Source organism: Paraburkholderia sp. RL18-085-BIA-A (genome assembly GCF_046027075.1).
GTDB lineage: Bacteria > Pseudomonadota > Gammaproteobacteria > Burkholderiales > Burkholderiaceae > Paraburkholderia.
This window is the reverse complement of record NZ_JARESU010000006.1, coordinates 110,756-123,274: the sequence shown is the minus strand read 5'-3', so window position 1 is coordinate 123,274 and position 12,519 is coordinate 110,756. Positions and strand designations below refer to the sequence as shown.

Below are 12,519 nucleotides of genomic sequence, written 5' to 3'. Positions count from 1 at the left end.
AGGTGAGTCGTAAAAGCGATCACAAGATGGAAACAATTCAATATACCTGCGGTGCGCGCCGCCGTATAGTCGGCGATGGAGACATTCAAACACCTTCGCGTTTCACTCACGGACGACGACATCACCATGACACAGGCATCCCATCCTGCCGCGTTGCGCGGCGTGTTCCCCGTCGCACCGACCATCTTCGACGAAGCCGGCCGGCTCGATCTGGAAGGCCAGAAACGCTGCATCGACTTCATGATCGATGCGGGTTCGAACGGCCTGTGCATTCTGGCGAACTTCTCCGAGCAGTTTGCCCTTTCCGACGACGAGCGCAACACGCTGATGCACGTCGTGCTCGAACACGTGGCCGGCCGCGTGCCGGTGATCGTCACCACCACGCATTTCAGCTCGTACCAGTGCGCCGAACGCAGCCGCAGCGCGCAGGCCGCGGGCGCCGCGATGGTGATGGTCATGCCGCCGTACCATGGCGCGACGATCCGCGTCGGCGAGCGCGGCATCCATGAGTTCTATCGTACGGTGTCCGACGCAATCCAGATTCCGATCATGATCCAGGACGCGCCAGTCAGCGGAACCGCGCTGTCCGCGCCGTTTCTCGCCCGCATGGCGCGCGAGATCGAGAACGTGTCGTACTTCAAGATCGAAGTGCCGCAAGCGGCGAACAAGCTGCGCGAACTGATCGAACTGGGCGGCGACGCGGTGGTGGGTCCGTGGGACGGCGAAGAAGCCATCACGCTGATGGCCGATCTCGATGCGGGCGCGACCGGCTCGATGACCGGCGGCGGTTACGCGGACGGCATCCGGCTGATCATCGACGCGTATGCGGCAGGCGATACCGAAGCGGCCGCCGCGCACTATCAGCAATGGCTACCGCTGATCAACTACGAGAACCGCCAGGGTGGCCTCGCATCGTGCAAAGCGCTGATGAAGGAAGGCGGCGTGATTCGCTCGGACGCGGTGCGTCATCCGTTGCCGGCGATGCATCCGGCCACGCGCGAAGGCTTGCTGAAGGTCGCACGACGGCTCGATCCGCTGGTGCTGCGCTGGGGCCACTGAAGCTCGTCTTTCGACGCACACGCCCGCGCATATCTGCGCACCGCAGAGCCTGAAGCGCGGGCGGACAAACCCATTCTGGCTCCCACGCTTGCCGATCAGTCGGCATGCGTCAGGATCTCTACAGGAATGAACCCTGCCCCGACGAACAGCCTCAATCCACCCGCGCTGCTTTATCCGTCGCGCCACGCGTGGCTCCGTTGCCGGCTGTCGATTCAGGCTCGCGCAACGGCACTTCTCTCACTGCACAAGCGCCCCTTGTCCCTGCCAACCGGCCGCGCCGCGCCGATCAATTCGCGTTCGCGCGATCGCGCATACATCGACTCATGCGCGATCGCACCGCATCACTCAGATCACACATATGACGCGAGCCTCTGCTGCCCTCTATGCGTCGAATCGTCGAACAGATACGGGCCACGAAAAAACCACACATAAGGTCGGGAAGAAGTGAGTAACATAGGCCCGCAAGCTCAACCTGCTTCCCTCCATGACCGCCCATCCCCGAGAACTGACGCCGGAAACCCTGGCCGACCTGCTCGAACGCATTGCCCGGGAAGATGCCGCGGCACTGCGCGAGCTATATGATCTCGCCGCCCCGAAACTGTTTGGCCTCGCGCTCCGTATATTGAGCAGGCAGGAGTGGGCCGACGAAGTCTTGCAGGAGAGCTTCATCAATATCTGGCGCTTTGCCGGCGACTATCGGCGCGCTATGTCCGCGCCGATGACCTGGATGTCGGCGATCGTGCGCAACCGTGCTCTCGATCATCTGCGGCGGCTCGACACGCAGGAAACGGAATGGAGCGATGCGTTGGACGATCTCGTGGCGACCGGCGACCCCGATCCCGAAGCACTCACCGCGGTCAGCCTGCAGGCGCGTTTGCTGGCCGGCTGCATGCAGCAGCTGGAACCGGCGCAGCGGCAGGCGGTTGCGCTTGCCTACCTGCGCGATCAGAGTCATAGCGAGATCGCCGCAATGCTGACGGTGCCGCTCGGCACCGTCAAGTCGTGGATCAGGCGCGGCCTGGCCAAGCTGAAGACCTGTCTGGGAGGCGAATGATGAATCTGACTCGCTATCCTCAGCTTGTCGACCGGCTGGCCGCCGAGTACGTGCTCGGCACGTTGCGCGGCGGCGCGCGGCGGCGCTTTCAACAGTACGCGGACGAGCACTCGGCAATCCGCCGCGCGATCGGCCAATGGCAACAGCGCCTCTCGCCGATAGCGGAACTCGCCGCACCGCGCATGCCGCCGGCGGCCGTGTGGGATGCTATCGAGCGGCGTCTTGGCCTGAGTGCTGCGCGCACCGCCGCGCGGCCGCGCAACGTGCTGAAAACGCCGGCGCGTCCAGCGCGCGGCCTGCTCGACAACCTCGCGTTCTGGCGCGGCTGGGCGATCGGCGTCACGGCATTGGCTGCCATCGCCGTGGTGGTCGCCGTGCGCTCGCTGTTGCCGGCCACGACCACGCCAGCCACTGCGCCGAGCGTCGCGCAGCAACCGGAAGCGGCCGTGTCGCACGTTGCCGTGCTGAACAACAAGGACGGGCATCCGGTCATGCTGGTCGCGTGGGACGAAGCCCACTCGACGATGACGCTGCATCCGCTCGGCCTGGTCGATCTGCCGCCGGGCCACGCGATGGAACTGTGGGGTATTCCGGCGAGCGGGCATCCGGTGTCGCTTGGCATGCTGCCGGACAACGCGAGCGGCAAGGTCGCCGCCGGTCAGCAGAAGCCGGAGAATTACGCAGCGCTGGCGGTGTCAATCGAAGCGCCGGGCGGCTCGCCCGATCACAACGCGCCGAGCGGTCCGGTGGTGTTCACCGGCAAGCTGCTGCCACTGTCCTGAACCGGGTGGTTCGCTGCCGGCAAGGCTGGCACTCGCAGGGAACGGACGCCGGTATTTTTCATTGCGCATCTGCTTTTGCTTGAGCAGCGACCTCCTCGTTCCGTTCGACACCGCCATCGCCAGGTGGCTGGACGCGAGCGCGCGATTGCCGCTACCCTAGCCGTATGCAAAGCTACTACGAAGCCACTGTCAGCCGCTCGTCAGCCTATGCGCCGCTCGCCGGCCGCCGCAGCGCCAATGTCTGCATCATCGGCGGCGGGCTTGCCGGATTGTCGAGCGCATTGGGACTCGCCGAGCGCGGCGTCGCGGACGTTGTCGTGCTAGAAGCGCAGCAGGTGGGCTTCGGCGCGTCGGGGCGCAACGGCGGCTTCGTGTTCGGCGGCTATAGCCTCGATTGCGCCGACCTGCTGAAAACCCTCGGCCCCGTTCGCGCGCGCGAACTCTATGCGCTGACCACCGACGCCGTCGACTTGATGCGCGAGCGCATCTCGCGCTACCGCATCGACTGCGACGTGACGGATGCCGGCGTGATCCTCGCGAACTGGTTCGACGACCCGGCCCGGCTCGACGCGCAGCGGCGCCTGATGCGCGATTCGTTCGGCGTCGACTGGCAACCCGTTTCCGCCGCGCAGCTCGCCGGGCAACTGAAGACTCGCCGCTATCACGGCGGGCTGTTCGAGCGCAACGCGTTCCACTTTCATCCGCTCAAATACGTGCTCGGCGTCGCCGCCGCCGCGGCTCAGGCCGGCGTGACGATCCACGAGGGCTCGCCGGTCGTGCGCTTGCAGCGCGCGGGCGCGGGCTTCGTCGTGCACACGCCGCAAGGCGCGCTCGAAGCGCGCCACGTCGTGATGGCGGGCGGCGGCTATTTGCGCAACGTCTACGCGCGCGTCGAGCGCGCCGTGCTGCCCATCGCCACCTACGTGATGGCGACCGAGCCGCTCGGCGCGCGCCTGCCAGATGCGCTCGACACGCCCGCCGCCGTCTACGATACCCGCTTCGCTTTCGACTATTACAGGCCGTTGCCCGACACGCGCATCCTGTGGGGCGGCCGCATCTCGGTGCGCGAGCGCGCACCCGGCACGATCGCCCGCCTGTTGCGGCGCGATCTGGTGAAGGTCTATCCGCAGTTGCACGACGTGCGCATCGAGCATGCGTGGGGCGGCTTGATGAGCTACGCGCGGCACAAGATGCCGCAAATCGGCCGCAGCGCCGACGGCGTCTGGTACGCGCTCGGCTTCGGCGGACACGGCATGGCGCCGACCACCGTGTCCGGCGAACTGCTGGCGGCCGCCATCTCCGGCGAGCGCCCAGTGCCCGATGCGTTCGGGGCCTTTGGTCTCACGCCGGCCTACGGTGCGCTCGGTCTCGCCGCCGCGCAACTGACCTACACTGCAATGCAGACGCGCGACGCACTCGCCGCACGCCGCAAAAGCGGGCGCCCTGTCGTATGACGCATCGCAGGAGGCCGCCATTTATGCCCGAAACCCGCGCCAGAGGCGCATTTCGCCATGCTAGAATGCGCCGTCACTGCCGCTCGAATACACAATGAAAAAGGGAAGCAAGGCCGCCGAGCCTGATACCAACGGCATCCCGTCCGACACGCCGCGTGGAGACGCCCGGCGCAAGTACGACCCCGAACAGACGAAGCGCAACATCCTCGACGTCGCGACGCAGGAGTTCTCCGCGATGGGGCTGACGGGCGCACGCGTAGACGCGATCGCCGAACGCACGAACACCACCAAGCGCATGCTGTACTACTACTTCGGCAGCAAGGAAGGGTTGTACCAGGCCGTGCTTGAAAAGGTGTACGGCGACATTCGCGCGCTCGAACAGGATCTGCACGTCAGCGAACTCGATCCGGTCGAAGGCATGCGCGCGCTGGTCGAATTCACGTTCGACTATCACGACCGCCAGCGCGACTTCGTGCGCCTCGTGACGATCGAAAACATTCACGGCGCGAAATACGTCGAGCAGGTCAAGTCGTTCAAAGGCCGCAACGTCACCGTCATTCACACCATCGAAGATCTGCTTGCGCGCGGTATCGCGGCGGGGCAGTTTCGCAGCGACATCGATCCGATCGATCTGCATCTGCTGATCAGCTCACTGTGCTTTCACCGTGTCGGCAATCGCCATACGTTCGGTACGGCGTTCGGCCGTGATCCGTCGCATCCGCGCCTGCGCGCGCGGCATCGCGCGATGATCGTCGACGCGGTGCTGCGTTTCGTGCGCAAGGACGATTGAAGCGCGCCCGCGCCGATGCGGGCTCCGCAATCAAAAACGGGACGTGGCTTGCGCCACGTCCCGTTTTCTTTTTAGTCCGACAGACCGCTCAATCCACCAGCACGATCCGCTTGATATCGCCGACGATGAAGATATACGACAGTGCGCCGATCAGCGCGATCGCGCCGATGAACACCAGCGCGCCGACGAACGAGCCGGTTGCCGCGACGATGAAGCCCACCACCAACGGCGTCACGATGCCGGCCAGGTTCGCGGCGAAATTGAAGATGCCGCCGGTCACGCCGAGCAGGCCGTCGGGCGCGATGTCCGACACCAGCGTCCAGCCCAGCGCGGCCATCCCCTGCGCGAAGAACGCCACCGACAGGATCGCGATCACCACCACGTTGCTTTCGACATAATTCGCGAGAATGATGGTTGACGCGAGCAGCAGACCGGCGATGATCGGCAGCTTGCGCGCCACGTTCGCCGACTTGCCGCGGCGCAGCAGCCAGTCGGAGAAGAAGCCGCCGAACATCACGCCGATCGACGCCGCAATGAACGGCATGATCGCGAAGAAGCCGATCTTCAGCCACGCCATATGGCGCTCGGTTGCCAGGTACGTGGGAAACCAGGTGAGGAAGAACACCAGCGTCGAATTGCCCGCGAACTGGCCGAGGCAGATGCCGGTCAGTTGACGATGCTTGAGCAGGCGGCCGATGGTGCGCCATTCGAAGCCGCTCTTCGCCGGTGCGTGCGCTGTGTCGGCGGCTTTCTTGCGATGCGTGAGGCCACCGCCGGCTTCGATATAGTCCAGCTCCTGCTGATTAGCGGACGGATGATCGCGCGGCTCGCGATAGAACATCCACCAGATCCCGCCAAACACGATGCCCGCGCCGCCCACCACGTAGAACAGCGAGCGCCAGCCGAACGCGCCCATCAGCATGAACAGGAACGGGCTGAAAAACGCGAGGCCGATATATTCGCCGACCGTGTACGTGCCGGTCGCCATCGCGCGTTCGCTCTGCGGGAACCACGTGGCCACCACCCGGCTGTTGGTCGGAAAGCAAGGCGCTTCCGACACGCCGAGCCCAAGGCGGAACGCGAACAGGCCGCCCACGCCATGCACCAGCCCTTGCGCGAGCGTGCACAGCGACCAGAACGTCATCGACAGGAAGTAGGTCAGCTTGCTGCCGAAGCGGTCGAGAAACAGGCCGCCCGGAATCTGCGCGGCCACGTAGCTCCAGGAAAAGACGGAAAACAGCAGACCCATCAGCGCGGCGTTGATGCCGAGCTCCTTGGTCAGTTGCGGGGCCGCGATGCCGAGCACCGTGCGGTCCAGATAATTGATCATCGTCCCTACTGCGAGCAGCGCGAGAATCTGATAGCGGGCTTTCGAGCGGCGTGTGGTGCTCACCGTGGCTTCCTTGCGAAGCGGGGCGTCGGCGGGACTGGATTGAATCGGTTGCGGCATGTCGGGCTAGTCTCCTCGATCTGGTTGTGTACCGGTCATACGCTACCGGTTAGCGGTTCATATGGGCGTCCCCCAGGGGGCTTCCTACGGGCGTTGCAACAACGACTGAAAGTGGGTGTACACGCGTTCGGCGTCCGGCTCGAGGCCGGTGAAGATGCGCATCGCGTCGACCGCTTGATAGACCGCCATGCCGCCGCCGCTCAGCGTGCGGCAGCCGAGCGCCTCGGCCGCCTGCAGCAGCGCGGTGCGGATCGGGAAGTACACGATGTCGGCGACCCACAGATCGCGATGCAGCAATTCGGCCGGCAACGGCAAGCCTGGCAGTTTCGCCATGCCGGTGGGCGTCGCGTGAATCAGGCCATTAGCAGCCGCGAGCGACTCCGCAAGCGAGCTGCCGGCGCTGACCTTGCTGGACGGGAAACGTTTCTGCAATTCGTCGGCGAGCGACGCGGCGCGCGCGGCGTCCACGTCGAACAGCGTGAGCGATTTCGCGCCCATTTGCAGCGCCGCATGCGCGACCGCCGCGCCCGCGCCGCCCGCGCCGAGTTGCACTACGCGCTCGAGCGACACGTCCGGCAAGCCGCGCTGGAACGCGCGCGCGAAACCGGACCAGTCGGTGTTGTGGCCAATGCGCTTGCCGTCCTTGAACAGCACGGTGTTGACCGCGCCAAGCGCGCGCGCGTCGTCGGACAGTTCGTCGAGCAGCGCAATGACCGCCTGCTTGCACGGGTACGTGATGTTCAGGCCGTTGAAGCCCATGCGTTCGGCGGCAAGCAGCAGGTCCGGCAGCGCGGCGACGTCGAGCTTCAACGCCTCCAGATCGATGCGCCGGTACACGTAGTGAAGACCGAGCTTGCTGCCCTCTTCCTCGTGCATCGCGGGCGTCAGCGACCCGCCGATGCCCGCGCCGATCAGACCGACCAGATACGAATGAGCAGTGGCCTGTGAGCCAGCTTGCGCGTTAGCTGATGTGTTTGCTTGTGCGTTCATTTTGCCGCCCTATTCTTGAGAATGGTCGCCATCCGCTCCAGAGCGAAGACGTAGCCCTGAGTGCCGCAACCGACGATGATCGCGTCCGCCACGGCCGACACGTATGAGTGATGCCGGAACGCTTCGCGGCGATGCACATTCGAAATGTGCACCTCGACGACCGGCTTCTCGATCGCGGTGAGCGCGTCGGCGATCGCGACCGAGGTGTGGGTGTAAGCCGCCGGATTGATCACGACGCCGTCGACCTTCGTGCGCGCCGCATGCAGCCAGTCGATCAGTTGATGCTCGGCGTTCGACTGGCAGAACTCGATCGCGAGTCCGAGGCGCTCGCCGGCATCGCGGCAGAGTTTCGCGACGTCGTCGAGCGTTTCCGAGCCGTACACGGCCGGCTCGCGCGTGCCGAGCAGATTGAGGTTCGGTCCGTTGAGGACCAGGACTGAGGCAAAACTCATGACAGCGGCTCCTGCGAAATAAGGCGCAAAGCACACCACGGCACCCGTGGCGCTCTGCAACGTGTAGCGAAGTGTGCGCGCATTGGCGGCTGCCGTCATTCGGGGTTTCTACGAATTTGTACCATCTAGTTAGTTTGTATAAACTGCCGCCACATTCCGTTAATGTGGGCAATTCTGGCCTGTGTCTTGCTCGCGCAAGTAACGGACTCGCTCATTTTGCGCATTGCAGCATGCCGAGCTGCAATGCCTTCGCGCGCGCCCGCCGCGGCGCGCGTTTTCCCATCGCCGTTCTGATTGTTTTGCAGGAGCCTCCATGCAGCGTTCGATTGCCACCGTGTCGATTAGCGGAACCCTCGTCGAGAAATTGACCGCGATCCGCGCGGCGGGCTTCGAAGGCGTCGAAATCTTCGAGAACGACCTGCTGTATTTCGACGGCTCTCCCGCCGACGTGCGCCGCATCGCGAACGATCTCGGGCTGAAGATCATGCTGTTCCAGCCGTTTCGCGACTTCGACGGCGTGAGCCCGGAGCGCCTCGAACGCAACCTCGACCGCGCGAAGCGCAAGTTCGACGTCATGCATGAACTGGGCACGGACCGCATTCTGGTGTGCAGCAACGTGTCGCCAGACACCATCGGCGACGATGCGCTGATGATCGACCAGCTCGGCGCGCTGGCGCGCGCGGCTGGAGCCGCCGGCGTGGTCGCCGGTTACGAGGCGCTGGCGTGGGGCAAGCACGTGAAGACTTATCGTCACGCGTGGAAACTCGTCGACGCGGTGAACCATCCGAACCTCGGGCTCGTGCTCGACAGCTTTCATACGCTTTCACTGAACGACACGGTGGATGCGATCGCGGAGATTCCGGGCGAGCGCATCGCGTTCGTGCAGATCGCCGACGCGCCGAAGCTCGCGATGGACGTGCTCGAATGGAGCCGCCACTACCGCTGTTTCCCCGGCCAGGGCGATTTCGATCTGGCGAACTTCACGGCGCAGATCGTGAAAACGGGCTACAAGGGGCCGCTTTCGCTGGAGATTTTCAACGACGGCTTTCGCGCCGCGCCCACCACCATCACGGCCGCGGACGGCCACCGTTCGCTGCTGTTCCTCGAGGAGCAGACCCGCGCGCTGCTCGACAAGCAGCAGCAACCGGTCGGCGACCTGTACCGCTCGCCGGCCGCGCCCGCGCACGTCGGCTATCAGTTCCTCGAATTCGCGGTCGACCACACCACGCGCGCCCAGCTTGCCGACTGGCTCGGCAAACTGCGTTTCCGTCAGGCGGGCGAGCATCGGTCGAAAGACGTGACGCTGTATCAGCACGGCTCGGCGTCGATCGTGCTGAACGCCGAGCCGGATTCGTTCGCCAACGCGTTCTTCCAGCAGCATGGCTTGTCGCTGTGCGCGTCGGCGTTTCGCGTGGACGACGCCAATCAGGCATTCGAGCGCGCCGCCGGCTTCGGCTACGCGCCGTTCTCCGGGCAGATCGGCCCGGACGAGCGGGTGCTGCCCGCGGTGCAGGGGCCCGACAGTAGCCTGAACTATTTCGTCGACGAAACCCCCGATCAGCCCACGCTGTTCGAAGCCGATTTCGTCCTCACCGACATCAACGGCCCGACCGAAGTGGGGCCGCTGTCCCGCATCGATCACGTTTGCCTGTCGGTGCCGGCGAACGCGCTGGATACGTGGGTGCTGTTTCTGCGGACCGCGCTGGGCTTCCAGGCCGAGCCGGGCGTGCTGGTGCCGGACCCGTACGGGCTGGTGCGCAGCCGCGCGCTGCGCAGCCGTGACGGGTCGGTGCGAATCGTGCTGAACGCGTCGGTGGATCGCCACACGGCGGTGGCCGAGGCGCTGCACACTTACCACGGCTCCGGGCTGAACCACGTCGCGTTCAGCACGGGCGATATTTTCAGCGCGATTCCCGAATTCGTCGCCGACGGTTTGCCGGTGCTGCGCATTCCGCGTAATTACTACGACGATCTCGCCGCGCGTTACGCGTTGCCGGACCACATGCTGGAGGCGATGCGCGCGAACCACATCCTGTACGACCGCGACGAGCGTGGCGGCGAATTTTTCCACGCTTACACGGAACAGCTGGACCAGCGCTTCTTCCTCGAAATCGTCGAGCGGCGCGGCGGTTATGACGGGTATGGCGCGGCTAACGCGGCGGTGCGTCTTGCTGCGCAGGCGCAGCGGCGGAAGTAGGCGGTTCGGATGGTTGCTGCGAAGGCAGGTCTCGGGCGGTTCTCGCGCATCTCCGACAATTCGGGCAGTTCGGAAGGCTCGGGTTGATCGCGCGGTTCGCGCGGTTCGACGCCCTTTAGCACTTCAACGCTCCAGTTCCCCAGGCACGCCACATGCGGCCTTGAATCGGCCAGCCGCGCCGCCCCGATATAATGGTCCCCTGATTTGCGGCCCACGCCGCGCGGCGGCGCCCTCTGCGGGCGCCGCACCCACCCGTCGGCCGAATGAAACGCCAGGAGAGATATGAAGAAGTTTGCTGTAGTCCTGTCAGTTCCCGTGCTCCTCAGCGCTTGCGCGTACTTCCAGAAAGATCCGGATGCCGGCGAGCCCGTCACGGACACCACCACCCAACGCTCGGTCGACGACGTCGTCGCCTGCATGACCCAAGTCGCCACCCGCCACGACGCCGCGTTCAAATCCACGGCGATCCCGCAGGGTCAGATGCTCGACTTTGGCGATTCGAATATCGTGAAGGTGCGTAGCGACAATGGCGCGACAACTTACCGCTTCTATGCGGGCAAGCGCCATGTCAACAACCTGTGGCTCGAGACGGCCGGCAAAACCTGCGCCCCGTAAGGCTTGGCGGCGTAAAAAACAGTAAGCGGGACGGTCGCGAAGCTGTTCCGCTGCCATCTTCATGTCACGGTGTTACAGGATAATGAAGTCTTAAGAATCGTTTAAGACTTCGTCCGCATCATCGCCGGACCCTATCCCGCACAAGGTGCGCACCATGAACCAACCCGATCAAAATACGAACGACATGTCGACGTCGGGCAAGCGGCCTACCATGCTGCGCCGTCTGCTGAGCCACCACGAACTGGCGACCCTGTTGCTTTTGCTGCACGCGCCGATCGACGCATCCGCGAAACCCGAGATTCCGCAACTGTACGAAGCGGGCCTCGTCGAAACAGTGTCGAGCGAGGCCGGTGCCTCGCACATTCGTCTGACGAGCGAGGGCAACGCGGTGCTGCGCGGGCTCGGCGTCAAGTAACGCGGACCGCCCGCTCGCCGTTGTTCCGTGGCACAAGGCACAAGAATCAAAGCGCAACCCGCAAAACCCAACGCTTGAGCACACGCATCCACCAGCACGCAGACCCGCAAGCATCCCGGCTCGCAAGCAACCAGACAAACCGCTTCAAGCCTGCCACACGCCATACCCCGCTTCACGCAGCCCGATCGCGAGTTCCACTTCCATATCCTGAGCCCCGCGATACGGCATCGGATTGAACACTTCATACAATTCGGGCACGAGGCGCAAGCCGTAATCGCGCACATAGCGATTGGCCTGAATGCCGGCCTTATGGCGGTCGAAACGCAGGTCCGGGTCCAGTCCCGTCATTCCCACATACACGCAAGGCTTGTCGAACCGGTAATCCGGATTCGCGCGGCGAAAGCGCGCCTCGTTCCAGACCGCATCGTCCAGCGTGACGACGTACACGTAGTAGTGATGCCTGCGACGGACCATGTGCGGCGGCTCAGCTCCGCGAAGTGCCGTGCAGCAGCATCCGGTATTCGGTCGGCGTAACGCCGACGGTCGCCTTGAATTGCCGGGTGAACGCGCTGTGGTCGGTGTAGCCGCACAGCGCGGCGACGTCCGTGACCTTGTCGTGCGAGACCAGCAGCGCGGTGGCCGCATCCAGACGCGTCTTCAGCAGCACCTGACGCGGTGTCAAATGAAACACTTTGTGAAAGTATCGTTCCAGCTGCGCAACCGACATGTCGGCCATCGCGGCGAGCTGTTTCAGATTCAACGGCTGCACGTAATTCTCCTGGATCGACTGCACGACCGCTGCAAGCCGGCTGTACGCCGGGTGGCTGCTTTCGTCCGCTTTGAGATCGCGGGAAATGCCGGCGAGGCCGACCACTTTGCCCGCCTCATCCCGCAGCGGCTGCTTGCAGGTCAGGCACCAGCCAGGCTGGCGGCCGGGATACAGATGCAACTCCAGTTGATCGAGCATCTGGCTGCCGACGCCGATGATCGCCTTGTCCTGCGCCGTATAGATGCGCCCGAAGCGGCGCGGAAACACATCCTCGGCGGTCTTGCCGAGCAGCGCGGCCTTCTCCTTGAAGCCGCAGCGCGAGGCCAGCGTGCGGTTGACGAGCGCATAGCGCGCGTCGGCGTCCTTCACGAAGAACACCACGTCGGGCATAGCGTCGAACACCGGCTCCAGCAACCGGAAGTGCGACAGCATGCCGGACAGCGTTGAGTCTTCGGGTTCGAGCGGATGAGCCGGCGTGTTCATCGTGTGGGT

General features: G+C 64.6%; 13 protein-coding genes. 8 read left to right on the top strand and 5 right to left on the bottom strand.

Annotation, left to right across the window (positions count from 1 at the left end):
- Positions 1–126: 126 nt before the first annotated feature.
- The 5 genes from P0D89_RS06315 to P0D89_RS06295 all read left to right on the top strand — a co-directional run bounded on the left by P0D89_RS06315 (position 127) and on the right by P0D89_RS06295 (position 5,139).
- Positions 127–1,059: a dihydrodipicolinate synthase family protein gene (locus tag P0D89_RS06315; protein ID WP_408355667.1), complete on the top strand. Its 933-nt coding sequence runs from the start codon at positions 127–129 to the stop codon at positions 1,057–1,059.
- Positions 1,060–1,543: 484 nt separating this feature from the next.
- Positions 1,544–2,113: an RNA polymerase sigma factor gene (locus P0D89_RS06310; RefSeq protein ID WP_408355669.1), complete on the top strand. Its 570-nt coding sequence runs from the start codon at positions 1,544–1,546 to the stop codon at positions 2,111–2,113.
- A complete protein-coding gene (locus tag P0D89_RS06305) occupies positions 2,110–2,895 on the top strand; it encodes an anti-sigma factor (protein WP_408376226.1) in 786 nt (261 codons plus the stop codon). The genes P0D89_RS06310 and P0D89_RS06305 overlap by 4 nt, the downstream gene beginning before the upstream one ends.
- A gap of 164 nt (positions 2,896–3,059) precedes the next feature.
- On the top strand, positions 3,060–4,349 hold the full coding sequence (locus tag P0D89_RS06300; protein ID WP_408355673.1) for an NAD(P)/FAD-dependent oxidoreductase: 1,290 nt from the start codon (positions 3,060–3,062) through the stop codon (positions 4,347–4,349).
- Between the two features lie 94 nt (positions 4,350–4,443).
- Entirely contained in the window at positions 4,444–5,139 is a 696-nt protein-coding gene (locus P0D89_RS06295; protein ID WP_408225381.1) for a TetR/AcrR family transcriptional regulator, read from the top strand.
- A gap of 88 nt (positions 5,140–5,227) precedes the next feature.
- On the opposite strand, the gene P0D89_RS06290 is transcribed toward P0D89_RS06295, so the two are convergent.
- The 3 genes from P0D89_RS06290 to aroQ all read right to left on the bottom strand — a co-directional run bounded on the left by P0D89_RS06290 (position 5,228) and on the right by aroQ (position 8,031).
- On the bottom strand, positions 5,228–6,589 hold the full coding sequence (locus tag P0D89_RS06290; protein WP_408355675.1) for an MFS transporter: 1,362 nt from the start codon (positions 6,587–6,589) through the stop codon (positions 5,228–5,230).
- 84 nt (positions 6,590–6,673) lie between these two features.
- Positions 6,674–7,579, bottom strand: a complete 906-nt coding sequence (locus P0D89_RS06285) for a shikimate dehydrogenase (protein WP_408355677.1) — start codon at positions 7,577–7,579, stop codon at positions 6,674–6,676.
- Entirely contained in the window at positions 7,576–8,031 is a 456-nt protein-coding gene (gene aroQ / locus P0D89_RS06280; protein ID WP_408355679.1) for a type II 3-dehydroquinate dehydratase, read from the bottom strand. Before aroQ ends, P0D89_RS06285 begins: the two co-directional genes overlap by 4 nt.
- A gap of 313 nt (positions 8,032–8,344) precedes the next feature.
- Between aroQ and P0D89_RS06275 the strand changes: the two genes are divergently transcribed.
- From P0D89_RS06275 to P0D89_RS06265, 3 genes are all read left to right on the top strand, one after another.
- Positions 8,345–10,228: a bifunctional sugar phosphate isomerase/epimerase/4-hydroxyphenylpyruvate dioxygenase family protein gene (locus P0D89_RS06275; RefSeq protein ID WP_408355681.1), complete on the top strand. Its 1,884-nt coding sequence runs from the start codon at positions 8,345–8,347 to the stop codon at positions 10,226–10,228.
- Between the two features lie 282 nt (positions 10,229–10,510).
- Positions 10,511–10,843 (top strand): hypothetical protein, encoded by a 333-nt coding sequence (locus P0D89_RS06270; RefSeq protein WP_408225363.1) that lies wholly within the window; start codon positions 10,511–10,513, stop codon positions 10,841–10,843.
- Positions 10,844–10,997: 154 nt separating this feature from the next.
- Complete coding sequence (locus P0D89_RS06265; protein WP_408355683.1) at positions 10,998–11,258, top strand: hypothetical protein; 261 nt, start codon at positions 10,998–11,000, stop codon at positions 11,256–11,258.
- Between the two features lie 144 nt (positions 11,259–11,402).
- Here P0D89_RS06265 and P0D89_RS06260 read toward each other — a convergent pair whose 3' ends face one another.
- Positions 11,403–11,732 carry a hypothetical protein gene (locus P0D89_RS06260; protein WP_408355685.1) on the bottom strand — a complete coding sequence of 110 codons (330 nt, stop codon included), beginning with the start codon at positions 11,730–11,732 and terminating at the stop codon, positions 11,403–11,405.
- A gap of 10 nt (positions 11,733–11,742) precedes the next feature.
- Positions 11,743–12,510 (bottom strand): AraC family transcriptional regulator, encoded by a 768-nt coding sequence (locus P0D89_RS06255; RefSeq protein ID WP_408355687.1) that lies wholly within the window; start codon positions 12,508–12,510, stop codon positions 11,743–11,745.
- Positions 12,511–12,519: the final 9 nt, after the last annotated feature.